This is a genomic window from Pauljensenia sp. C0254C2 (assembly GCF_056583835.1).
This window is the reverse complement of record NZ_JBWPJO010000010.1, coordinates 1-21,867: the sequence shown is the minus strand read 5'-3', so window position 1 is coordinate 21,867 and position 21,867 is coordinate 1. Positions and strand designations below refer to the sequence as shown.

The window sequence follows — 21,867 nt, the reverse complement described above, 5'->3', positions numbered from 1 at the left end:
TGTCGTTGCTCCGGCGAGGGCGTCGCATATCTGCGGTGCCGTGATCGACGAAGCTTTTACCTGCGGTGCGCCCGCGCGCAGAGAGAAGCCTTGTTGGTGTCGTCGGCGAAGAAACGACTGAAAAATGGAGGCTTCAATGAGTGAAAATCATCTTGATGCGCAGCTGCGCAATGACTTTGGTAAGGGTGCAGCACGCCGCGCACGTCGTGACGGCGTGATCCCCGCAGTCATGTACGGACACGGTTCCGACACGATGCATCTGGGACTGCCCTCGCACGAAACGTTTTTGATTGTGCGTTCTAACCCGAACGCAGTCGTTGAACTGTCGGTCGATGGTGAAACCTACCTGACATTAGTGAAGGACGTCCAGCGTCACCCCGTGTCACGCAACATCCTGCACGTCGACCTGCTGGCCGTGAAGGCCGGCGAAAAGGTTGATGTTGAGGTTCCGATCTCCGTCGTGGGCGAGCCGCAGGCCGGCCTGACGCACACCGTCGAAACCTTCCAGGTCATGGTGGCTGCGCCTGCTACCTCGATCCCCGAGTTCATCGAGGTCGACATCGAGGGCGCCGAGGACGGCCTGGTGATCCACGCAGGCGACCTGAAGTTGCCTGAGAACGTTGATCTGGTCACCGACGAAGAGGTTGACATTCTGTCGGTCGCCGAGATTCAGGAAAACGAAATTCCTGAACCTGAAGCAGCTGCAGAAGGCGAATCTGAAGGCGCAGAAGCCGCTGAAGCCGCTGAGGAAGCATCTGAAGAAGAGTAAGACCCGACTCTCTGGTCATAAGCCTCCGGTCGCCGTGGAGCGGCCGGAGGTTTATGCATATTCTGGAGCCATGACGACCCATATCGCCCCGACCATTCACGCGATTATTCCGGCTGGAGGCTCAGGTACACGCCTGTGGCCACTGTCGCGCCGAAACCGCCCGAAATTCCTGCTCGACCTGACGGGCAGCGGCTGCTCCATGCTGCAGGAGACAGTGACGAGGCTGACGCCTGTCTCCCGGTCCATCACGGTCGTCACCGGCGCCAGGCATCGTGACGCTGTCGCCGCCCAGCTGCACGACGAGTGCACAATCCTTGCGGAACCGGCTCCACGCAATTCGATGGCAGCGATCGGGTGGGCAGCCTACTCCATTCTCAGGCGTTTTGGGCAGGACGCGATTGTCGGCTCATTTGCAGCTGACCATGCCATCGCGCACCCCGATCAGCTGCACCAGGCGATCGGGCGGGCAGTTCAGGCAGCCCGCAGCGGCTACCTGACAACGATTGGCATTGCGCCCACCTCGCCATCGACCGCGTACGGATATATCCATCCCGGGCCTGCACTTGGGGGAGCCAGCGGCGCCTATACAGTCAGCGAATTCGTGGAAAAGCCCAACGAGTCAACCGCCCGGCGATACGTGACGGACGGCTACCTGTGGAACGCTGGAATATTCATCGTGCGGGCGGGCACGCTCAGGGACGCCCTCGCCCATGAGAATCCACAGATGGACCGCGCCTTGAACGCGATCGTGGACCCTGACACCGACCCGAACGAGCGCGAAGAACTATGGGAGTCCATTGAATCGATCGCCATTGACTACGCCCTGGCCGAGCCGCTCGCCGCGCGCGGACGCGTCGCGGTGGTGCCTTCGCAGGATCTGGGGTGGACTGACGTGGGGGACTATCCCTCGCTCAACACGTTCGGCCAATCGGAGCGATCGGTCGTACGCGTTGATGCGCCGGGCACCAGCGTGCACTCGTCGACCGATCAGATGATTGCGCTGGTCGGGGTGGACAACATGACCGTCGTCGTTCAGGACGATGCGATTCTGGTGGTCAGCAATGACCGCGCTCAGGACGTATCTCATGTTGTGGAGCTGGCGCGTGAAAACGGACGTCTGGACATGATCTAGATCAAGAATCCGTAATTTTGTCCAAACGCCCTTACGATTTGCGCTATCGTTATGAGGATTCTGCAGCGACGACATGTCCACCGAGGGCATGCCATATTCGTGAGAGGAAGACTATGACGAAGAGCTTCAAACTAGGCGCTGTTGCAGCGATCGCAGCGCTCGCGCTCGCAGGATGCAGCGCAGCACCCGAAGCATCAAGCGGATCAACCGAACCGGCATCAGGAGCCGGTGGCCAGTCCGGTCAGGCGGCGGGTTCCAGTGAAGTCAAGGCCTGTATGGTCTCTGACGAGGGCGGCTTCGACGACCGCTCCTTCAACGAATCCGGTAAGGAAGGCATGGATCGCGCTGGCCAGGAACTGGGCGTGGAAGTCAAGTTCGCGGAATCAACGTCAGACGGTGACTACCAGACCAACGTTGACGCCATGATTCAGGACGGATGCACGCTGATCGTCGGCGTTGGATACAAGCTGGCTATCACCATGGCTGAGGCAGCACAGGCCAACCCGGATATCCAGTTCGCACTCGTTGACTCGCAGTTCCAGGACGCACAGCAGAACCCGATCGAACTGGAAAACGGCCGCCCGCTCATCTTCAACACGGCTGAGGCAGCGTTCCTCGCCGGATATGTTGCAGCCGGCACCACCACGAGCGGCACAGTCGCAACCTACGGCGGCATGGAAATTCCGACCGTCCAGATCTTCATGGAAGGCTTCGCCAAGGGCGTTGAGAAGTACAACGAAGACAACGGCAGCGCCATCCAGGTTCTGGGGTGGGACACCGAGAAGAAGACCGGTTCATTCGTGGGCGACTTCTCCTCGATCGATAAGGGACAGACTCTGACTGAAGGATTCATCTCTCAGGGCGCCGACATCATCATGCCGGTTGCCGGCCCAATCGGCTCAGGCACCCTGTCAGCCATCAACGCAGCACCGAACAAGGGCGAACTGAAGGCAGTGTGGGTTGACGCTGACGGTCACGAATCAGTGGGCGATCCAGCCATCTTCACGTCCGTCGTCAAGGAAATCGGAAATGCCGTGTTCGACACTGTCAAGGACGCGAAGGACGGCAACTTCTCCTCCACGCCATACATCGGCAACCTGAAGAACAAGGGCGTGGCGATGGCTCCGTTCTACGACATGGACTCCCAGGTTTCTCAGGAGCTCAAGGACAAGGTCGAAGAGCTGAAGCAGCAGATTGTGGACGGATCACTGGATGTGTCCACGCAGTACGACCCGGCAAAGTGATGCGCTCTCTGTGAGCGTGTAACACCGACCGAATGATGAAGATGCCGTCGCAACCGAATATGAGGTGGCGACGGCATCTTCGTTCTTTCAGAAAAGAGTCAGCGAGTGAAACTCGAACTACGAGGCATCACTAAGGTTTTCGGGCCCCTCGTCGCCAATGACCATATTGATCTGACCGTTGAACCTGGTCAGATTCACGCCCTGCTGGGTGAAAACGGCGCAGGTAAATCAACGTTGATGAATGTGCTGTACGGCCTGTACCAACCAGATGCCGGTGAAATCCTCATCGACGGGGAACCCGTCCGCTTTAAAGGTCCCGGCGACGCTGTGGCAGCCGGAATCGGCATGGTGCACCAGCACTTTATGCTCGTCCCCGTATTCACCGTTGCCGAATCCGTGGCCCTGGGTTACGAACCCACCGGCACGTTTGGAGTGATCGACGAGGTCGCCGCCGCCCGTAAGGTGACTGAAATCTCAGCCCGATTCGGATTCGACGTGAATCCGAAAGCACGAATCGAAGACCTGCCTGTGGGAGCTCAGCAGCGCGTGGAGATCATCAAGGCACTCTCGCGTGAAGCTAAAGTGCTGATCCTCGATGAGCCGACTGCCGTGCTCACCCCGCAGGAAACCGATGAACTTATTGAGATTATGCGCGGACTGAAAGAGGACGGCACATCCATCGTTTTCATCACGCATAAGCTGCGCGAAGTGCGCGCAATCGCGGATCGCATCACGGTGATCCGGCGCGGAAAAGTGGTTGGTGAAGCTGCTCCGGATTCAAGCGAGAACGAGCTGGCCTCGATGATGGTGGGCCGCGACGTGAATCTGACGGTGGAAAAAGGCCCGGCCTCACCTGGCGAGGTTGTGCTGGATGTGGACGGACTGTCGCTGGTTGATGCGGCGGGCGCAGTTGCACTCGATGATGTGACGTTGAGTATTCGCAGCGGAGAGATTCTGGCGGTGGCCGGCGTGCAGGGCAATGGTCAGACCGAACTGGCTGAATGCCTGCTCGGACTGGAAACACCGACGTCCGGGACGATGACAATGTCAGGAGCGCAGCTCTCCCCGATGAGTGTGCGCCAGCGCATCCATCACGGCATGGGGTTCGTGCCCGAGGATCGCTCGACCGACGGCATGATCGCAGGCTTCTCGATTGCCGAAAATCTCATCCTGGATATTTCGAACAGTGCGCAGTTTGGCGCAGGTCCGTCGTTAAATCCGAAGAAAGTGCGCGCCAACGCGCTCGAAAAAGTTGACGAGTACGACATTCGTGTCACCGACGTTTCTGACCCGATCTCCACTCTGTCGGGCGGCAATCAGCAAAAGGTCGTGCTGGCACGTGAAATTTCGCGCGACCTGGACCTTCTGGTGGCCTCGCAGCCGACCCGCGGCCTGGACGTCGGATCGATCGAGTTCGTCCACCGCCGCATTGTTGCTGAGCGTGACGAAGGAACCGCGGTGCTGATCATCTCCAGTGAACTGGACGAGGTTGTCGCGCTGGCTGACCGGATCGCCGTGATGTATCGCGGACGAATCGTCGGCATCGTCCCCGCCGATACACCGCGCGACGTGCTGGGACTGATGATGGCGGGTGTGCCCGCCGACGAAGCTCGCAGCCAGGCCGCTCACCATGAAACAATTCTGGGCGCTGCCGACGAGCAGGCTGAAAAGGAGGAGCAGTGAAAGAGGCACAGGAAACACCAGACGTGTCCGACCGCTCCGGTGCGCAGGCTTCCCTCATCCGACGCGTCATGTCGGGCTCCTGGCTCGTATCGGTTCTGGCCGTTGTCGTGGCACTCGTCGTCGGATCAGTGCTGATCGCCATTTCAAACCCAAACGTTCAGACAGCGGCCGGGTATTTCTTCGCACGCCCCGTCGACACGTTCGCCGCATTGTGGTCCGCAGTGGGCGACGCCTACGAGGCGATGCTGCGCGGTGCAGTCTTTGACTGGAAAGCGTCCAGCACAGCACGCATGTGGCGGCCGATCACCGAAACCCTCACCAACTCGGTTCCCCTGATCTTTGCGGGCCTGGGTGTGGCAGTGGGATTCCGGGCAGGCCTGTTCAACATCGGTGCGCAGGGGCAGGTCGTGCTCGGTGCAATCTTCGGCAGCTACGTGGGATTCGCCTGGCACCTGCCACCCGTGATTCACTTGCTGGCAGCCATGTGCGGAGCCGCCCTCGGCGGTGCACTGTGGTCCGGAATTGCCGGCATCCTGAAAGCGAAGACCGGCGCGAACGAAGTCATCACGACGATCATGCTCAACTCGATCGCCGGTTTGCTGATCGGGTACGTCCTGACCCGGCCCTCGTTCATTGGCGAGGGGAACACGAACCCGAAATCCATGCCGGTCCTCGAAACAGCGATGTACCCCAGGCTGCTGGGAGATTCCTTCCGTGTGCACTTCGGATTCATTGCCGCTCTGGCGGCTGCACTGTTCGTGTGGTGGCTGCTGGAGCGTTCAACGATCGGGTTCGAATTCCGCGCGACGGGCCTGAATCCTGCGGCGGCACGCACAGCGGGTATCTCCGTTGAAAAAGTGACGACGCTGGTCATGATTGTTTCTGGTGCGCTGTGCGGTCTGGCTGGTTCGGCCCCGGCTCTGGGCACTGAACGCTATCTGACTACCGGCATTGCCGCATCAATCGGTTTTGATGCGATCACCGTGGCGCTGCTGGGCAAGTCACGCCCACTGGGTACGGTGCTGGCCGGATTGCTGTTCGGCGCGCTGAAAGCGGGCGGTGCGATTATGCAGACTGCGACGCAGACTCCGATCGACATTGTCCTGGTCATCCAGTCCACGATCGTGTTGTTCATTGCCGCGCCGCCACTGGTTCGCGCGATTTTCCGTTTGCCTGAACCGCTGCCGCATTCCCGTATCGCGAAGAAAGAGGTGGCAGCATGAGTACCACAGCGACTACACAGTCTGTGCAGCCCGCACTGCCGGTGAAAGTTGTTGTTTCCTACGCGCTGGCGGCGGTACTGAGCGCACTGTTGGCGTTCTATTGCCACAGTTCCACGCGCTTTGCGCTGGGACGGTCCTCGGACTTCGTGGCGATCCCGGACTTCTCTGTTCCTGCACGGCCTTTCGCCATCGTGGCCACGCTGATTCTGGCAGCCCTGACAGCCGTCGCATTCATGCAGCGGCAGCGCCGCGTGAGCACTCCGCTGTGGATGCATGCAATCGTCGGCGTGCTGTTCATTCTCGTGTTCCTGACCTGGGCTGGAGCGGGGCGCGACACCGTCATCCCGATCGTCACATTGCTGGCGGGCGCACTGACCCTGTCAGTTCCATTGATTTTCGGCGCAATGGCCGGCACGGTGGGGGAGCGCTCTGGAACCATCAACATCGCCATTGAAGGTCAGCTGCTTTTCGGAGCGTTCCTCGGCGCGGTCGTCGCCTCGCTGGCCAGGAACGCATGGGTGGGCCTGATTGCCGCGCCGATCGCCGGCATGCTGGTGTCACTGCTCCTGGTGCTGTTCGGACTGAAATACCGCGTCGACCAGATCATTGTCGGTGTTGTGCTGAACGTGCTGGTATTGGGATTGACCAGCTTCTTCTACTCCACGGTGCTGAATGTGTCAGCGGAGTCGCGCGAAGCCTTTAACTCCGGTGTATCACTGCCGGTCATTTCGATTCCGATCCTGTCCAGGATCCCTCTGATCGGCCCGGTGCTGTTCCAGCAGACCATCTTGGTGTACACGATGTACGTTGTGGTTGGAGTGCTGCAGTTCATGCTGTTCCACTCACGATGGGGCCTGCGTATGCGGGCGTGCGGCGAGCACCCGCAGGCGGCCGACACAGTGGGCATCAACGTGATGAGGACACGCATCAACAATGCGATCCTGGGTGGCGCTCTGGCCGGCCTGGGCGGTGCGTTCTTCACCATCGGGCACGGCCTGGCATTCGCCAAGGACATGGCATCGGGCAACGGCTACATCGCCCTGGCCGCCATGATTCTGGGCGGCTGGACCCCGATCGGCGGAGTGGCCGCAGCACTGCTGTTCGGTTTCGCCATGAACCTGGGCTACACGCTGTCCATTATCGGATCACCCATGCCGTCACAGATCATGCTGATGATCCCCTATGTGGTGACGATTCTGGCGATTGCAGGCTTCGTGGGTCGTGTGCGCGCGCCAGCCGCAGAAGGCGTTCCCTACCCGTAAAGTAGAAATGGAACGGCAAGGGAGAACTATGGAGATCACAGACCAGACGTGGGCTGACCTTCACCAGGCAGCCGTCAGTGCCATGCAGCGAGCCTATTGCCCGTATTCGCACTATCCGGTGGGCGCGGCCGCCCTCGTCGACGATGGTCGAATCGTGTCGGGATGCAACGTTGAGAACGCCGGGTACGGTGTGACACTGTGCGCTGAATGTGGCGTGATATCTGAACTGATCAACACAGGTGGAGGGCACCTGGTCGCGTTCGCGTGCGTCAATGCCCACCAGGAGGCGACCGCTCCGTGCGGACGGTGCCGACAGATCCTGTTCGAACATGGCGGCCCTGACCTGATGCTCGCCATGCCTGGCGGCCTGATGCGGATGGACGAGGTACTGCCGCGCGGCTTTGGCCCGTGGAATGTGCGTGAAGTGACAGGTGAAGACCCTGAGAACGGAGGAAGCAATGAGCGTTGAACAGTTTGACGTTGTCGACGTCATCTCAACCAAGCGTGACGGAGGTGAGCTGGACAACCATCAGATCGACTGGGTGATCGATGCCTACACGCGAGGCGTCGTTGCCGATGAGCAAATGTCGGCGCTGGCGATGGCGATTTTCATCAACGGGATGCAGCGCCGTGAAATTGAGCGCTGGACGCAGGCCATGATGAGCTCCGGGGAACGGATGGACTTTTCCAGCCTGACGCGCCCCACCAGTGACAAGCACTCCACCGGCGGTGTCGGTGACAAGATCACGCTGCCGCTGGCACCTCTCGTCGCGGTGTATGACGTGGCCGTGCCGCAGCTGTCCGGGCGCGGCCTGGGGCACACCGGCGGAACCCTGGACAAGATGGAATCGATCCCCGGGTGGCGCGCGAACCTGAGCAATGACGAAATCATGCACATGCTGGATACGGTTGGGGCAGTGATCTGCGCGGCAGGGTCTGGGTTGGCTCCCGCTGACCGCAAGCTGTACGCGCTGCGTGACACGACCGGAACCGTTGACTGTATTCCGCTGATCGCATCGTCGATTATGTCGAAGAAGATTGCTGAAGGCACCAGCTCACTGGTGCTGGACGTGAAGGTCGGCTCCGGTGCCTTCATGAAAGACATTGACCATGCGCGCGAACTGGCACGCACGATGGTGGACCTTGGTTCAGATGCAGGTCTGTCGATCTGTGCGCTGCTCACCGACATGTCCACGCCGCTGGGACGTACTGTCGGCAACGCGCTGGAAGTGCGTGAAGCTGTGGAGGTCCTGGCCGGTGGCGGACCCTCTGACGTGGTGGAACTGACCGTTGCTCTGGCACGCGAAATGCTGCGTCAGGCTGGACGAGGAGACGTTGACCCGGCTGAAGCGCTCGCTGATGGCCGCGCGATGGACAAGTGGCGTGAAATGGTCGCAGGCCAGGGCGGGGATCCTGACGCTGCGCTGCCGGCTGCCCAGCACACGGAAGTCATTGCTGCCGAAGCTTCCGGATATGTCACCGCGATGGATGCACTCTCGATCGGTGTGGCCTCGTGGCGCCTGGGGGCTGGCCGCGCACGCAAGGAAGATGCCGTGCAGGCGGAAGCAGGCATCGAAATCCACGCCAAACCGGGTGAGGCCGTCACGAAGGGGCAGCCGCTGTTGACGCTGCACACGCAGACACCTGAGCGAATCGAGCGGGCGCGTGAAGCCCTGTCGGGAGCCATCGCGATTGGCCCTGATCGCCGCGGCGGTGCTGACTCCGTCGTGCTGGGTCGAGTGGATCCTCAGTGAACACCGCGCACCCTCGGCCACTTCCCGCAGTCATGCCGCATCAGGTTGACGGCACAACGTGCGGGATCGCTGCGCTTGCAGCGGTTGCCGCGCGGGCGGGCGGACCGCAGCACGCCTATCTGAATGCTCGGCGCGATGCTGTTGACCGGATCCAGGTTGCGCTGCACGCTCAGGCCGCGCGGGTGGGGATCCCGTGGCCGCAGGCCTTAGGCACCTCGCCGTGGGCACTGGCTTCACTGGCATCAAGCGCGGTAGGAGTGCGCTACGGCTGGACGCCATGGGAATGCGGGGGTGTTGACCGGGTTCAACGGGCAGTCAACAGCGGAATCGATGCGTTCGTCTACGTGGGGGCGCACCGCCTCATCCCTCGGCACGTCATCGCCGTGCTCGCAGCGGAATCCGCTGACTCGCAGTGGGTGGTTTTCGAGCCATCCAGCGGGAAAGTCATCACTACTTCTCCCAGCGTGTTCACACAGGCTCGCGCTGGGCACCCTCGGCAAGAATTTGGAAACTGGACGCTGCCCAGCCTTGTGGTAGCGCCCTGACCTACTGAAAAGGAGACACCCCATGACCACTCGATCCGACGTCGCACAGATGATCGACCACACATTGCTCAAACCGGAATCAACCGACCAGGACGTGCGCGCGCTGATTGCACAGGCTCAGGAACTGGGCACCTACTCCGTGTGCGTGTCACCGTCGATGCTGCCCATCGACGCCCCTGAAGGACTCCACGTGGCGTGCGTGTGCGGATTCCCTTCCGGCGCGCACAAGGCCGAGGTGAAAGCCGCTGAAGCTGCTCAAGCCGTTCGTGACGGTGCTGACGAGATTGACATGGTTGTGAACCTTGCGCTGGTTAAGCAGGCAGACTGGGATGGTGTGCGCGCCGACATTGCGGCCGTGCGTGCAGCATGCCCCGACTCGGTTTTGAAAGTCATCATCGAATCAGCCGTCCTGACCGATGAGGAAATCGTGGAGACCTGCAAGCAGGCAGAAGCTGCCGGAGCGGACTTCGTCAAGACATCCACCGGTTTCCACCCTTCGGGCGGCGCATCGGTCCACGCCGTTGAACTCATGCGTCAGACCGTGGGAGACCGCCTGGGAGTCAAGGCATCGGGCGGAATTCGCGATGCTCAGAGCGCGCTCGCCATGATCGAAGCAGGCGCCTCCCGGCTTGGCCTGTCCTCCTCGGCCGCCGTGCTGGACGGCCTGGACGACTAGGTTGCGCTACACGCCGAGCGCTGCGCGCAGGTCAGTTTTGACCCGCTCGAGGCGCTCGGCGGCTTGTGTTCGGGCCGCGTCCACATTCCCATCCGAAACAGGGATCACAACCTCGCAGTAGCACTTCAACTTCGGCTCAGTGCCCGAGGGGCGAGCCACCACGCGGTCATCGGATTCGGTGCGGAAAATAAGCGCATCCGTACCGGGCAGATCGAGCTGCTCAGAGCCGTTCGTCAGGTCTGTTGTCTCGATGACGGGGGAGCCGGCCAGCGAATCCACACCGCGCTCGCGCAGATTCGCCATACCGGTCGTAATTGTGGCCAGGTCATCGACACGGATAGTCAGGGGAGAGGTCGCATACAGGCCGAACTCGCAGGCCAGCTCATCGAGAACTGCCCGAAGAGAAGAGCCGTCAGCCTTGCGTTCTGCTGCAAAGCGCGCCAACTGCAGGCACGCTGAAATGCCGTCCTTGTCGCGCACATACCCCGGATCGACGCAGTATCCCAAAGCTTCTTCATAGCCGAAGACCAGGTTCGGTACGCGGGAAATCCACTTGAAACCGGTCAGTGTGACACGGTGTGTCACGCCGTGCGTCTGCGCGATGCGCGACAGCAGACGTGAGGACACAATCGAGTTGGCAACGGTCGGGTTGCCCTCGCCGCCACGTGCCTGCGTGACTGCCCGCAGTCCCAGCAGTGCGCCTACCTGATCTCCGGTCAACTGCCTCCAGCCACCCTCGATGGAGGGATCGGGAAGCGCGGCGCTGCAGCGGTCAGCATCTGGATCGTTCGCCAGGATGATGTCGGCATTAACGTCGCGCGCCAGCTGCATCGCCAGGTCCAGTGCCCCCGGCTCTTCAGGATTGGGGAAACGCACGGTCGGGAAATCCGGATCAGGATCCTGCTGCTGGGCAACGACGTGAACATCGGAAAAGCCGCGCCGGCGCAGTGCTTCACTCATCGTTGCTCCGCCCACACCGTGCATGGAGGTCACGACGATGCGTAGCTGCGCATTTTCTGGCCCGCCCGTCACCAGTGAGGTGACTCGATCCAGATAGGCTTCCACGACTGAGTCGTCGAGTTCATGCCAGCCTGACTGGGCGCGCGGAACGTCACGAACAGAAGTGACGGCCTGGATCGCCTCGAAAATTTCCGCATCGAAAGGCGGGACGATCTGAGAGCCCTGACCAGAATCTGTGACCACGCGCCCACCCAGGTAGACCTTGTAGCCGTTATCTTCGGCCGGGTTGTGCGAGGCCGTCACCATCACTGCCGCATCGGCTTCCAGGTGGCGCAATGCGAACGCTGTGAGGGGCGTGGGCATGGCGAGCGGCAGGACGTAGGCAGTGCCGCCGGCTGCGGTCGCAACCCCCGCCGTATCGAGGGCGAACTGGCGCGACCCATATCGGGCATCGCAGCCGATGACGATCGAAAAGTCCGGGCCCGCATGGCGTTTGAGAACCTCCATGAGGCCGGCTGCAGCGCGGATCACCACAGCGCGGTTCATTCTGTTCGGCCCGCCTCCGAGATGGCCGCGCAGCCCGGCTGTTCCGAATTCGAGGAGGCCCTTGAAACGGTCGGCCAGTTCAATGCGCGCATCCTCGCTAGTCGCGGACTGCTCAAGCAGATCCGTCAGCTCGCGTGCGGTCGCTTCGTCAGGATCGTCGTCAATCCACCGGCGAACAGCTTCAACGTCGATATCCATGTGTGTCACTGTCAGTCCTTCCGCTATCACTCAGCATCAGTTGCGATTGCCTGAACGATATCAGCCAAGAGGCGCGCAATTCTGGGAGCGGCCTCCTGACCGGCTGCGATCACCTCGGCATGCGAGAGGGGTTCAGGTGAGATTCCTGCTGCCAGATTCGTCATGAGTGAGATGCCGAGGATCTCCATGCCGGCTTCGCGCGCCGCTATCGCCTCGAGCGTGGTGGACATGCCCACCAGGTCGCCGCCCAGGATCCCTGCCATCTTCACTTCGGCGGGGGTTTCATAGTGTGGGCCGGGGAACTGGACATACACGCCTTCAGGCAAGGTCGGGTCAATCGTGTGAGCGACAGTGCGCAGACGCTGCGAATACAGGTCGGTCAGGTCGACAAATGTAGCGCCCTCCAGCGGGGAAGCGCCGGTGAGATTGATATGGTCGCGGATCAGAACCGCCTGGCCGGGGCTCCACTGTGGGTTCAGCCCTCCACACCCGTTGGTCAGGACGACGGTGCGAGCTCCTGCGGCCGCTGCCGTCCTCATCCCGTGGGCAACCGCTCGCACTCCTTTGCCTTCGTAGTAGTGCGTTCGTGAACCCAGGACGAGGGCGACTGTGTCAGATCCGTGCACCCGAATTGAGCGCATGACGGGAACGTGGCCAGCCACTGCGGGAGCAAAGAAGCCCGGCACTTCTGCTGCAGGGATTTCGCTGATTGTTTCACCGATCAGGTCGGCTGCTCCGCCCCATCCTGATCCCAGCACGAGCGCAATGTCGTGGTGGTCGATGCCGGAGCGGCGCGCAATGGTGTCCGCTGCGTGCCGCGCAAGTTCACCAGGTGTGGGGTCGGCAGAGTCGTCGCAGGTGCCGTGAGTGTGAACGTCAGATCGGGTCATGAGGATAACGCTACAACGAGGACCTATTATTTTTCTGTAAACAATCGGGCAACGTCGCTGACATGCCGATCACACCAAGGAGAGGTTGATGGAAAGTCAGGAAAACCATCCCCACAAACGCACCTATATGCGCGGCCCCGTTATGCTGCGAGGAAACCAGATACCGAAGGAAACCTCGGAAACGCGCTTGCTGCGGCCACAGAAAGACACTGACTGGGTGCATGAAGACCCGTGGCGCGTGCTGAGGATCCAGGCGGAGTTCGTTGAAGGGTTCGGAGCGCTGAGCGAGCTGGGGCCGGCTGTGTCGGTCTTTGGTTCGGCACGCACGCAGGAAGACGATCCGTATTGGGAATACGCGCAGATGATTGGCCGACTGCTGGTCGAATCGGGATATGCCGTCATCACCGGCGGTGGTCCGGGGGCGATGGCGGCGGCGAACAAAGGTGCTTTTGAAGCGGGCGGGGCTTCCGTCGGCCTGGGCATTGAGCTGCCGATGGAGCAGGCAATGAACCAGTGGGTGAACATGGGGATCAACTTCCGCTACTTCTTCGCCCGTAAGACCATGTTCGTGAAGTATTCGTGTGGATTCATCGTCATGCCCGGTGGTTTTGGCACGATGGATGAACTGTTCGAAGCGGTCACGCTGGTGCAGACCGGCAAGGTCCAGGCATTTCCGTTGGTCTTGATCGGGTCAGACTACTGGGGTGGGCTGGTCGAGTGGGTACGTTCCACAATGGTGACTCACGGTGCGATTTCGCCCGGTGACCCGGACCTGTTCACGCTCGTTGACGATCCGCGTGAAGCTGTCGCCATCATTCGTGAACGCACGAAAGAGTGATTTTTCAGCGTAATTTCGCCTGTGCGCATCCCATTTTGCGGCAGTCACGGTAGAATGGATGTGTCCACTGCCAAGCGCAGATTGCGTGTCGGCAGCAGTGAAAACCATACCAAGGAGCGTGAGACATGGCAGCCATGAAACCTCGGACTGGTGACGGTCCCCTCGAGGCCACCAAAGAAGGGCGCGGCATTGTGATGCGTATTCCCAGTGAAGGTGGCGGACGGCTGGTCATCGAGCTCACGCCTGAGGAGGCGAAAGACCTCTCCGAGGCACTGTCACAGGCTGTGTGACGTGTAGCTGGACCAAGGGGTCTCATCGTGCGGCAGATGCATGGTGAGACCCTTCGTTTATGCCCGGTCAGGCTTTGACAGCAACCAGGACGCCGTCACCGACCGGAAGCAGCGAGGTGACGAAATCCTCCGTTTCACCCATCACGCGAATCACTTCACGCATGACAACGGTTTCCTCGTCACGGCGGGCCGGATCTGCGACTCGGTCATGCCACAATGCGTGTACCACCACCGCTGTGCCGCCTGGGCGGAGGATGCGCAGCGCATGGTCGAGGTATTCGGGCGTTTCCTTCACGTCAGCGTCAATGACGATCATGTCGTAGGCACCGGCTGCCATGCGGGGCAGTACATCAAGCGCCCTGCCAGAGATCAGGCGTGTGTGGCCGGAACCCCGGCCGGCCGATTCAAATGCGCGGCGGGCATGACGATGGAATTCAGGTTCCACGTCAATTGTGGTGAGCACACCGTTGGTCGGAATCCCCTCAAGCATCCACAGGCCTGACACACCTGCACCCGTGCCGATTTCCAGGACAGCTTTCGCTCCGGTGCACGAGGCAAGCATCCGCAGCGTTGCGCCGACACCTGTTGAAATAGGCTCAGCTCCCAGCTCGATGGCAACGTCGCGCGCGCGCCGAATGGTCTCAGATTCGCTGACGTATTCTTCTGAAAAAACCCAGGTTTGCGCTTTATCTGATGTCACGACGTCCTCCCACACCCACATGAATCATTCACGTTGTCCTCAAGCCTACCTTGATTGAACGGCGGCTGGTGATTTCACGTGCCGCGCTATCCGAGGCGCCCTCCCTGTGCAGGTGTCACGTTCAGGTGCATTCCGGCCAGTCCGCGCTTGCGCTGTCCCAGCAGCGCGCCCACCGTTTTCAAGACGGTTGCTGCGTCACCTTCGCCACTCAGGACGATGGGGGAGCCGGAGTCGCCGCCCTCGCGCAAGTGAATGTCGAGCGGAATCTGGGCCAGGAGCGGCACGTCGTATCCGAGTTGTGCACTCAGGCGTGCCGATACGGATTCGCCGCCGCCGGTGCCGAACACTTCGAGGCGCGACCCGTCCGGCTGGACCAGGTAGGACATGTTCTCGATGACGCCGAGGACGTGCTGCTGGGTCTGCGCTGCGATGGAGCCGGCACGTTCCGCAACCTCTGCCGCCGCAACCTGCGGAGTGGTGACGACCAGGATTTCAGAGGTTGGCAGCAGTTGTGCGATGGAGATTGCCACATCACCGGTGCCGGGAGGCATATCGATGAGCAGAACGTCCAGGTCACCCCAGAATACGTCCGCGAGGAACTGCTGGAGTGCGCGGTGTAGCATCGGTCCGCGCCACACGACGGCCTGGCCGTCCGGAACAAACATGCCGATTGAGACGACCTTGACGCCGCCGGCACCGATCGGCGGAATGATCATGCCGTCCAGAACCTGCGGCTCATGAACCACGCCCATCATGCGCGGAATGGAGAAGCCATAAATGTCAGCGTCGAGGACGCCAACTTTCAGGCCGGCGGACGCCATTGCTCCGGCCAGGTTCGCCGTCATGGACGACTTGCCAACCCCGCCCTTGCCGGATGTGACCGCAATGATGCGGGTGAGTGAATCGGGCTTGTTGAAGAGGATCTCGCGTTCGGCCTTCCCGTCGTTGAGCTTTTCACGTAAAGCTTTCTTTTGCTCGTCATTCATGACGCCCATCGTGACCTCGACGGTTTCGATACCGTCAACGGCACCCACCGCAGCCTTGATGTCGCGCGTGATCGTCTCGTGGAGGGGACAGCCCGCAGTGGTCAGCAGGACACCGATATGAGCGGTGGTCCCGTCGATACGGACCTCGTCAATCATGTTGAGGTCGGTGACCGGGCGGTGCAGTTCCGGATCCATCACCGTTTCAAGAGCGGAGTGGACAGCGTGTTCAATGGACGTTTCAGACATGTAATCCATCGTACTTGGCCGACACAAACTCGCCAGGTGGGTCACGCCACACGGGGACGGATAATGCTAGGCGTCCTTCTGCCCAGCCAGTTCGGCGCGGACCTGTTGGGTCACTTCCTGGCGGACTTCGTCTTCCAGTTCGGCGCGGATCCGGGCGCGTAGGGACGCCTCGTCGGTTCCGTTGCCTTCCTGGAGTTCGTCGAGCATGTCACGAAGTTCGGAGCGTACGAAGTCGCGGGTGGCCATATCCTGCAGGCTCAAACGCAAACCGGCGATCTCGCGCGTGAGGTATTCCGTGTCCGTCAGGTTGCGTTCGGCGCGCTGCCGGTCCTGCTCGGCCTGTACGCGGTCACGATCGTCCTGACGGTTCTGCGCCAGCAGGATCAGAGGTGCCGAGTACGATGCCTGCAGTGACAGCATCAGCGTCAGTGCGGTGAAACCTAGTTCTGCCTTGTCGAATTGGAGCCTGTCGGGCGCCAGAGTGTTCCAGCCGATCCACAGGGCGACGAACACCGTCAGATAGACGATGAACTGCGGGGTGCCGGAAAAACGCGCGAGGCGTTCGGCTGCGCGCCCCATTCCTTCCGATTCGAGGTTGATGCGCGGGAGCCTGCGGCGGCGGTCAGCGGGTGTGTCCAAACGGTCAGCCATCGATGCTCCTTGCCATCAACTTGTCGGTCACGTCATCATCAAAGTCACGCCAGTCGGTCGGCAGCAACGCGTCCAGGACGTCGTCAACGGAGACAGCGCCCAGAAGAACGTCGTCCTCGTCGGTGACGGGCACCAGAGACAGGTTGTACGTTGCCATCAGACGAGTGACTGTCGCGATGTGAACGGTGGGGGAGACGGCCTCAATGTCATCATCGAGGATCGTTCCCAGCAGTGTTTGGGGTGGTTCACGCAGCGCGCGCTGGATGTGCACAACCCCCAGGAACGGGCCGGTCGGTGTTTCCTGGGGTGGGCGCGTGACACACACGATGGATGCCAGCGATGCGGGCAGGTCAGTGCGCCGCACAGCGGCCAGCATCTGCGCCACGGTTGCGTCAGGGCCGAGGATGACGGGCTCGGTGGTCATCAGCGAGCCGGCCGTTGATTCGGCATAGGTCAGCAGCCTTCGCACGTCCTGTGCTTCTTCGGGACCCATCCGAGCCAGCAGGGATTGCGCAATCGGATCAGGCAGCTCAGAGATCAGGTCGGCCGCGTCGTCAGGCTGCATTTCGTCGAGGATGTCGGCGGCGCGTCCAGTCTCCAATGCGGACACGATTTGCACGCGGTCATCATCACCGAGTTCTTCGAGCACGTCGGCCAGTCGGTGTTCAGGCAGTTCCTGAGCGACCGCGAGCTGGCGGTCAGCGGGCAGGTCATGCAGGAAGTCCGCCAGGTCAGCTGCCTTCATGTCCTCGGTGTATTGGATGAGTGCGGTGGCGGTCTGGTCGGAGTCGGCAATGAAGAGTCCGGTGGTTTGTGGAATATCGACGGTCAGGGTTTCGCCTCCGCGGCGGAATCCCAACGTGTTGAGGCGCTGACGCTGGACGTGCAGTTTGGTGAGCACCCAGTCACGAGGGCGACGCTGCTCCATCGCCACGTCGAGGATTTTTGCTTCGCCGCTGCCATCGTTCATTGTGATGATGCGGTCGAAGAGCTGGGAAATGACGAGTGCTTCAGCTGGCCGCTGATTGAAGCGGCGCAGATTCAGCAGGCCCGTGATGATAACAGCTCCGGATTCGATGGAGGTGACGCGAGTGAAAGGCAGGAAGATCCTGCGACGCGGTCCGACCTCGATGACGAAGCCGATGACGTTCGCCGGGGTCTTGAGTCGCATGGCCACGACGACGTCATGAATGGTGCCAACTTTTTCACCCAACGGGTCAAAAACGCCTGTGCCGGCAAGCTTGGCGACGAAGATGCGGCGACGTCCGGGCGTCACGGTGGTTGGAGCAGCAGTATTCACACAATCAGTCTAGGCTGAATTCATACGCGTCAGGTGATGTGAGGTTTCACGAGGCGTAGGAAAACTTTATGGTGTGATGTGAAAGAGGATTAAAAATGGCACGCCGCCACGGTTCGGCGCTCCTTGCGCCAACAATGCCATCCGGTACAGAGGTTGGCTCATACAAGACCTATATGGAAGCGTCAGATGCGGTTGACTATCTGAGTGATCAGGGATTCGATGTTCAGTTCATCACGATTGTCGGCACGGACCTGCACATGGTGGAGCGTGTGACCGGCAAGCTGACGACCGGGAAGGTCGCCGCGTCGGGTGCTGCGTCGGGCGCATTGTGGGGCGCTTTCATCGGGCTGCTGATGTCCTTTTCACTCCAAAGCAACATGTTGCCGTTCATGCTGCTGTCGCTGGGTGGTGGCGCACTGATCGGTGTCATCATGTCGGTGCTGTTCTACGCGCTGACAGGGTCGCGTCGAGATTTCACGTCGCATTCACAGACCGTAGCCTCACGCTACGCGGTGCTGGCAGCGGCGCAGATTGAAGAGGCCTACAAGTTGCTGCAAAATACGCGTGGCAACCTGATCCAGCCGATCCGTCAGCGCAGGCAGCGCCCGGAACCGACTGGTCCGACTGAGTACGGCTCACGTGCTGATGAACAGCCACGTTTCGGTGTGCGCCTGGAAGAAGGACAGCGCGAGCAAGACCAGGAACAGGCGGACGAGGCTCCACGGAATGAATCGGTCGACCCGTGGGCGGCGCCCAGCAAAGAAGGCGGGGACACCGCTTAGCAGTAGCCCCCGCCTTCGTGCGAACGGTCAGCGGTTACTTGCCGCTGGCCTGCACCTCGGCAATCCATGCTTCGACATCGTCGATGGTGCGGGGAATGTCCTCGGAAATGCGGGTCACTGAACCATCAGCGTTGACCTGCACGTCATCTTCAATACGCACGCCGATTCCGCGCAGCTCCTCGGGAACAGCGAGGTCGTCGGCACGGAAGTACAGTCCCGGCTCAATGGTGAAGGTCATACCTGGCTCCAGCAGCGCATCCTGATACAGCTCGCGACGAGCCTGCGCGCAGTCATGCACGTCGAGACCCAGGTGGTGAGACGTGCCGTGCGGCATCCACCGGCGGTGCTGCTGGCCTTCACTGGACAGTGATTCCTTCGCGCTGACCGGCAGAATGCCCCACTGCTCGAGGCGATCCGCCAGTACCTCCATCGCCGCGTCATGAATATCGCGGAAACGGGTGTTCGGTTGCCCTGCACGCTTCAAGGCTGCTTCACACGCATCGAGCACAGCCTGGTAGACCTTCTTCTGCGGTTCGGTGAAGGTGCCGTTGACAGGCAGTGTTCGGGTGATGTCGGCGGTGTAGAGGGAGTCGACTTCGATGCCGGCGTCGACCAGAACCAGGTCGCCCTCGCGAACGGGACCGTCATTGTCAATCCAGTGCAGAGTGTTTGCGTGATTACCGGAAGCGGCGATTGTTTCATAGCCCAGGCCGTTGCCCTCCTCGCGGGCGACAGCACCGAATGCACCTTCAATGACGCGCTCCCCACGGCGGTGTCCGACTGCGCGAGGCAGGCTGCGGATAATGTCATCAAAACCCTGTTTGGTGACCTCAACCGCGTGGCGCAGTTCCGACAGCTCGTATTCATCCTTCTTGAGGCGGATCTCAGACAGATGCTCCTGGAGCTTCTCATCATCGGGCAGTGCGTCCCCGCCGACGGGTAGCCCCGCCTGCTGGCGCACTTCGTTAACCATTGCTTCCACGTTCCCATCAACACCGGGCACGATGCGCAGCTGAACCTGGCCGGCATCTTTAGCCAGCGCGTCGCGCAGCGTGTCGATATGCGCGCACCTGAGGCCGGTCATTGCTTCCATCTCAGCGATCGATGGGCGTGCTCCCACCCAGAATTCGCCGTAGCGTGAATCAGCGTAGAACTCCTCTGAGGATCGTGAAGCGCGCGGCTTGAAGTACAGGACAGCTTCATGGGTAGCGCCTGATGCGTCGCCCTCGTCAATGGGGTCGAGGACGAGGACGGTGTCAGGCTCCTTTTCTCCACCCAGGCCGGACAGGTGCGCGAACGCTGAATGCGGGCGGAAACGGTAGTCGCAGTCATTGGAACGTACCTTGTAGGTGCCGGCTGGAATAACCAGGCGCTGTCCGGCAAAGGGTGCGCCGGCGAGTTGGTGCCGGGCTGCCAGGAAGTCCGCTGCTCCGCCTCGTTCGGGCGGGTCACTGGGACGAGGACCCCAGTTCGAGCCGATGAAAGCGCGGAACGCCTCTGAGGTGGGACGGCGGGAGCGCGTATTGCCGCGGTCAGCCATCGTTTGATCAGTTGATTGTTCAGATTCGGTTTCGTTCTCACTCATGTTTCTATGTTCTCACTTTCAGCGATCAATGCTGCGCTGAGCCCGCCAGTTTTCCTTAGCGCGCGTGTGCCGATACGGTACATACATGATCCGCATTGACCCGCATACTCACTCGGCCTGCTCGGATGGGACGGACACTCCCGCTCAACTCATGATGGCTGCATCCCGCGTGGGCCTGGACGTGGTGGGGCTGACTGATCACGACACGACCGCCGGATGGGAGGACGCGGCGGCGATGGTGGAGCGCACCGGGGTGGCGCTCATGCGTGGCATTGAAATGTCCACAGCGTCGAACGGGATCAGTGCTCACGTGCTGGCGTACATGCCTGACCCCTCGTTCCCTGAGCTGGTTGAGACGATGCGGCGCTCGCGGGAGTCGCGCGAGGGACGGGCGCGCAAGATTGTGCAGAACCTGTCAGCAGACTTTCCGATCACGTGGGGCGCTGTCGTTGCGCAGACGCGGGGCGAGAATGTGCCGGTGGGGCGCCCTCACATTGCTGACGCATTGGTCGAGGCAGGTGTGTTCCCTGATCGCGGGGCTGCATTTGACGGCGCCCTGCATCCGTCACTGAAGTACTACGTGCACTACTGGGCTCCTGATCCGGTTGATACCGTTCGTCTGATTCGTCGCGCGGGCGGTGTCCCGGTTCTGGCGCATCCGAGGGCGAGGGCGAGGCAGCGAATCCTGAGCGAAGACGTCATTGCTGACATGGCGGAAGCCGGTTTATTCGGTCTGGAACGTGACCACCGCGACCACGACGCTGCTGCTCGTGAGGAAGTGGAGCGCATCGCGGATCGGCTGGGACTGCATGTGACTGGATCGTCGGACTATCACGGCCAGGGAAAGCCGAACCAGCTTGGAGAAAATCTGACATCAGAGTATGTTTATCGGGCAGTGGAAGAACAAGCCAGCCTGGAGGTCGTACGCCCGTGAACGTCGCTGAGATCCTCAATATCGGTTTGCTCGCCACGACGTTTACGAAGCTGTTTGTCATCATGGACCCGATTGGGACGGTCCCGGTGTTTTTGTCGCTCACGGGGCGCTATTCGGTGGCCGACAAGAGGCGCGCCGCAGTGCAGGCCACGGTCACCTCGCTGGGTGTGATCTTGCTGTTCGCTGCGATCGGACAGTACATTTTGCAGTTTCTGGAGATTTCCACTGAATCGCTGCAGCTGTCGGGCGGTTTCCTGTTGTTCCTAGTGGCGATGGAGTTGCTGACGGAAAAAGACCAGGACGAACCTGACACCGGGGATCACAATGTCAACGTCGCGCTGGTTCCGCTGGGCACGCCCCTCCTGGCCGGTCCGGGCGCAATCGTTGCCGTCATGGTGGCGGTGACGAATTCGGGTAAGACGATCTCCGGGTGGGTGGCAGTTGCCCTGGCTGTCGTGCTGATGCACGTGGTGATTTGGCTGACGATGCGTTTTTCCGTTGAGCTGGCCAAATTCCTAGGCCAGGGTGGCATCATGATCCTGACGAAGATCGCCGGTTTGCTGCTGGCGGCGATTGCCACACAGATGGTGATGACAGCGATCTTCACTTTTGTGCGTCATGCGGGGTTGTAGCGCTGAGCTAATTTTGTTGACATATCTATGGTTGAGTCATT

General features: G+C 61.0%; 22 protein-coding genes. 15 read left to right on the top strand and 7 right to left on the bottom strand.

Features of this window, described 5'->3' with window-relative positions; translation table 11 throughout:
* Nucleotides 1-136: 136 nt before the first annotated feature.
* The 10 genes from AC1DA5_RS08000 to deoC all read left to right on the top strand — a co-directional run bounded on the left by AC1DA5_RS08000 (nucleotide 137) and on the right by deoC (nucleotide 10,288).
* Complete coding sequence (locus tag AC1DA5_RS08000) at nucleotides 137-769, top strand: 50S ribosomal protein L25/general stress protein Ctc (RefSeq protein ID WP_092648260.1); 633 nt, start codon at nucleotides 137-139, stop codon at nucleotides 767-769.
* Nucleotides 770-839: 70 nt separating this feature from the next.
* Nucleotides 840-1,901: a mannose-1-phosphate guanylyltransferase gene (locus AC1DA5_RS07995; RefSeq protein ID WP_058236174.1), complete on the top strand. Its 1,062-nt coding sequence runs from the start codon at nucleotides 840-842 to the stop codon at nucleotides 1,899-1,901.
* A 113-nt stretch (nucleotides 1,902-2,014) separates the two neighbouring features.
* Nucleotides 2,015-3,145, top strand: a complete 1,131-nt coding sequence (locus tag AC1DA5_RS07990) for a BMP family lipoprotein (protein ID WP_480289811.1) — start codon at nucleotides 2,015-2,017, stop codon at nucleotides 3,143-3,145.
* A gap of 105 nt (nucleotides 3,146-3,250) precedes the next feature.
* Complete coding sequence (locus AC1DA5_RS07985; protein ID WP_058236172.1) at nucleotides 3,251-4,828, top strand: ABC transporter ATP-binding protein; 1,578 nt, start codon at nucleotides 3,251-3,253, stop codon at nucleotides 4,826-4,828.
* Entirely contained in the window at nucleotides 4,825-6,051 is a 1,227-nt protein-coding gene (locus AC1DA5_RS07980; protein ID WP_257590373.1) for an ABC transporter permease, read from the top strand. The genes AC1DA5_RS07985 and AC1DA5_RS07980 overlap by 4 nt, the downstream gene beginning before the upstream one ends.
* Nucleotides 6,048-7,313, top strand: a complete 1,266-nt coding sequence (locus tag AC1DA5_RS07975) for an ABC transporter permease (protein ID WP_058236170.1) — start codon at nucleotides 6,048-6,050, stop codon at nucleotides 7,311-7,313. Before AC1DA5_RS07980 ends, AC1DA5_RS07975 begins: the two co-directional genes overlap by 4 nt.
* Before the next feature lie 28 nt (nucleotides 7,314-7,341).
* Nucleotides 7,342-7,782 carry a cytidine deaminase gene (locus AC1DA5_RS07970; RefSeq protein ID WP_257590374.1) on the top strand — a complete coding sequence of 147 codons (441 nt, stop codon included), beginning with the start codon at nucleotides 7,342-7,344 and terminating at the stop codon, nucleotides 7,780-7,782.
* The gene (locus tag AC1DA5_RS07965) at nucleotides 7,772-9,067 is read left to right on the top strand and encodes a thymidine phosphorylase (protein WP_480289808.1); all 1,296 of its coding nucleotides are present in this window, start codon (nucleotides 7,772-7,774) and stop codon (nucleotides 9,065-9,067) included. Before AC1DA5_RS07970 ends, AC1DA5_RS07965 begins: the two co-directional genes overlap by 11 nt.
* Entirely contained in the window at nucleotides 9,064-9,612 is a 549-nt protein-coding gene (locus tag AC1DA5_RS07960; protein ID WP_092648264.1) for a hypothetical protein, read from the top strand. Before AC1DA5_RS07965 ends, AC1DA5_RS07960 begins: the two co-directional genes overlap by 4 nt.
* Before the next feature lie 22 nt (nucleotides 9,613-9,634).
* Nucleotides 9,635-10,288, top strand: coding sequence for a deoxyribose-phosphate aldolase (gene deoC / locus AC1DA5_RS07955; RefSeq protein ID WP_058236166.1), 654 nt, complete (start codon nucleotides 9,635-9,637; stop codon nucleotides 10,286-10,288).
* 6 nt (nucleotides 10,289-10,294) lie between these two features.
* Here the strand turns inward: deoC and AC1DA5_RS07950 are convergent, their stop codons facing one another.
* Both AC1DA5_RS07950 and AC1DA5_RS07945 read right to left on the bottom strand, forming a co-directional pair.
* Nucleotides 10,295-11,992: a phospho-sugar mutase gene (locus tag AC1DA5_RS07950; RefSeq protein WP_092648265.1), complete on the bottom strand. Its 1,698-nt coding sequence runs from the start codon at nucleotides 11,990-11,992 to the stop codon at nucleotides 10,295-10,297.
* A 26-nt stretch (nucleotides 11,993-12,018) separates the two neighbouring features.
* Nucleotides 12,019-12,882 carry a purine-nucleoside phosphorylase gene (locus AC1DA5_RS07945; RefSeq protein WP_058236164.1) on the bottom strand — a complete coding sequence of 288 codons (864 nt, stop codon included), beginning with the start codon at nucleotides 12,880-12,882 and terminating at the stop codon, nucleotides 12,019-12,021.
* Nucleotides 12,883-12,970: 88 nt separating this feature from the next.
* On the opposite strand from AC1DA5_RS07945, the gene AC1DA5_RS07940 reads away from it, so the two are divergent.
* Both AC1DA5_RS07940 and AC1DA5_RS07935 read left to right on the top strand, forming a co-directional pair.
* Nucleotides 12,971-13,720, top strand: a complete 750-nt coding sequence (locus AC1DA5_RS07940; RefSeq protein ID WP_058236163.1) for an LOG family protein — start codon at nucleotides 12,971-12,973, stop codon at nucleotides 13,718-13,720.
* Nucleotides 13,721-13,845: 125 nt separating this feature from the next.
* Nucleotides 13,846-14,010 (top strand): DUF3117 domain-containing protein, encoded by a 165-nt coding sequence (locus tag AC1DA5_RS07935; protein ID WP_070725565.1) that lies wholly within the window; start codon nucleotides 13,846-13,848, stop codon nucleotides 14,008-14,010.
* 67 nt (nucleotides 14,011-14,077) lie between these two features.
* On the opposite strand, the gene AC1DA5_RS07930 is transcribed toward AC1DA5_RS07935, so the two are convergent.
* The 4 genes from AC1DA5_RS07930 to AC1DA5_RS07915 form a co-directional block, all read right to left on the bottom strand.
* Entirely contained in the window at nucleotides 14,078-14,731 is a 654-nt protein-coding gene (locus AC1DA5_RS07930; protein ID WP_070725563.1) for an O-methyltransferase, read from the bottom strand.
* A 65-nt stretch (nucleotides 14,732-14,796) separates the two neighbouring features.
* A complete protein-coding gene (locus AC1DA5_RS07925) occupies nucleotides 14,797-15,942 on the bottom strand; it encodes an Mrp/NBP35 family ATP-binding protein (protein ID WP_371935796.1) in 1,146 nt (381 codons plus the stop codon).
* A gap of 66 nt (nucleotides 15,943-16,008) precedes the next feature.
* On the bottom strand, nucleotides 16,009-16,593 hold the full coding sequence (locus AC1DA5_RS07920; RefSeq protein WP_058236161.1) for a DUF1003 domain-containing protein: 585 nt from the start codon (nucleotides 16,591-16,593) through the stop codon (nucleotides 16,009-16,011).
* Nucleotides 16,586-17,893: a magnesium transporter MgtE N-terminal domain-containing protein gene (locus AC1DA5_RS07915; RefSeq protein WP_257590375.1), complete on the bottom strand. Its 1,308-nt coding sequence runs from the start codon at nucleotides 17,891-17,893 to the stop codon at nucleotides 16,586-16,588. Before AC1DA5_RS07915 ends, AC1DA5_RS07920 begins: the two co-directional genes overlap by 8 nt.
* A gap of 95 nt (nucleotides 17,894-17,988) precedes the next feature.
* Here AC1DA5_RS07915 and AC1DA5_RS07910 point away from each other — a divergent pair, with 95 nt between their 5' ends.
* Nucleotides 17,989-18,675 (top strand): YflT domain-containing protein, encoded by a 687-nt coding sequence (locus tag AC1DA5_RS07910; RefSeq protein ID WP_480289805.1) that lies wholly within the window; start codon nucleotides 17,989-17,991, stop codon nucleotides 18,673-18,675.
* 34 nt (nucleotides 18,676-18,709) lie between these two features.
* On the opposite strand, the gene AC1DA5_RS07905 is transcribed toward AC1DA5_RS07910, so the two are convergent.
* A complete protein-coding gene (locus tag AC1DA5_RS07905; RefSeq protein ID WP_480289803.1) occupies nucleotides 18,710-20,260 on the bottom strand; it encodes an aminopeptidase P family protein in 1,551 nt (516 codons plus the stop codon).
* An 85-nt stretch (nucleotides 20,261-20,345) separates the two neighbouring features.
* Here AC1DA5_RS07905 and AC1DA5_RS07900 point away from each other — a divergent pair, with 85 nt between their 5' ends.
* A complete protein-coding gene (locus AC1DA5_RS07900; protein ID WP_285016071.1) occupies nucleotides 20,346-21,194 on the top strand; it encodes a PHP domain-containing protein in 849 nt (282 codons plus the stop codon).
* A complete protein-coding gene (locus tag AC1DA5_RS07895; RefSeq protein ID WP_058236156.1) occupies nucleotides 21,191-21,826 on the top strand; it encodes a MarC family protein in 636 nt (211 codons plus the stop codon). The genes AC1DA5_RS07900 and AC1DA5_RS07895 overlap by 4 nt, the downstream gene beginning before the upstream one ends.
* The last annotated feature ends 41 nt before the right edge of the window (nucleotides 21,827-21,867 follow it).

Bases quoted from the DNA above. Each gene is read 5' to 3' on its own strand.
- AC1DA5_RS08000 (WP_092648260.1), top strand. From the start codon at position 137: ATGAGTGAAAATCATCTTGATGCGCAGCTGCGCAATGACTTTGGTAAG.
- AC1DA5_RS07995 (WP_058236174.1), top strand. From the start codon at position 840: ATGACGACCCATATCGCCCCGACCATTCACGCGATTATTCCGGCTGGA.
- AC1DA5_RS07990 (WP_480289811.1), top strand. From the start codon at position 2,015: ATGACGAAGAGCTTCAAACTAGGCGCTGTTGCAGCGATCGCAGCGCTC.
- AC1DA5_RS07975 (WP_058236170.1), top strand. From the start codon at position 6,048: ATGAGTACCACAGCGACTACACAGTCTGTGCAGCCCGCACTGCCGGTG.
- AC1DA5_RS07970 (WP_257590374.1), top strand. From the start codon at position 7,342: ATGGAGATCACAGACCAGACGTGGGCTGACCTTCACCAGGCAGCCGTC.
- AC1DA5_RS07965 (WP_480289808.1), top strand. From the start codon at position 7,772: ATGAGCGTTGAACAGTTTGACGTTGTCGACGTCATCTCAACCAAGCGT.
- deoC (WP_058236166.1), top strand. From the start codon at position 9,635: ATGACCACTCGATCCGACGTCGCACAGATGATCGACCACACATTGCTC.
- AC1DA5_RS07950 (WP_092648265.1), bottom strand. From the start codon at position 11,992: ATGGATATCGACGTTGAAGCTGTTCGCCGGTGGATTGACGACGATCCT.
- AC1DA5_RS07945 (WP_058236164.1), bottom strand. From the start codon at position 12,882: ATGACCCGATCTGACGTTCACACTCACGGCACCTGCGACGACTCTGCC.
- AC1DA5_RS07940 (WP_058236163.1), top strand. From the start codon at position 12,971: ATGGAAAGTCAGGAAAACCATCCCCACAAACGCACCTATATGCGCGGC.
- AC1DA5_RS07935 (WP_070725565.1), top strand. From the start codon at position 13,846: ATGGCAGCCATGAAACCTCGGACTGGTGACGGTCCCCTCGAGGCCACC.
- AC1DA5_RS07930 (WP_070725563.1), bottom strand. From the start codon at position 14,731: ATGTGGGTGTGGGAGGACGTCGTGACATCAGATAAAGCGCAAACCTGG.
- AC1DA5_RS07925 (WP_371935796.1), bottom strand. From the start codon at position 15,942: ATGTCTGAAACGTCCATTGAACACGCTGTCCACTCCGCTCTTGAAACG.
- AC1DA5_RS07920 (WP_058236161.1), bottom strand. From the start codon at position 16,593: ATGGCTGACCGTTTGGACACACCCGCTGACCGCCGCCGCAGGCTCCCG.
- AC1DA5_RS07910 (WP_480289805.1), top strand. From the start codon at position 17,989: ATGGCACGCCGCCACGGTTCGGCGCTCCTTGCGCCAACAATGCCATCC.
- AC1DA5_RS07905 (WP_480289803.1), bottom strand. From the start codon at position 20,260: ATGAGTGAGAACGAAACCGAATCTGAACAATCAACTGATCAAACGATG.
- AC1DA5_RS07900 (WP_285016071.1), top strand. From the start codon at position 20,346: ATGATCCGCATTGACCCGCATACTCACTCGGCCTGCTCGGATGGGACG.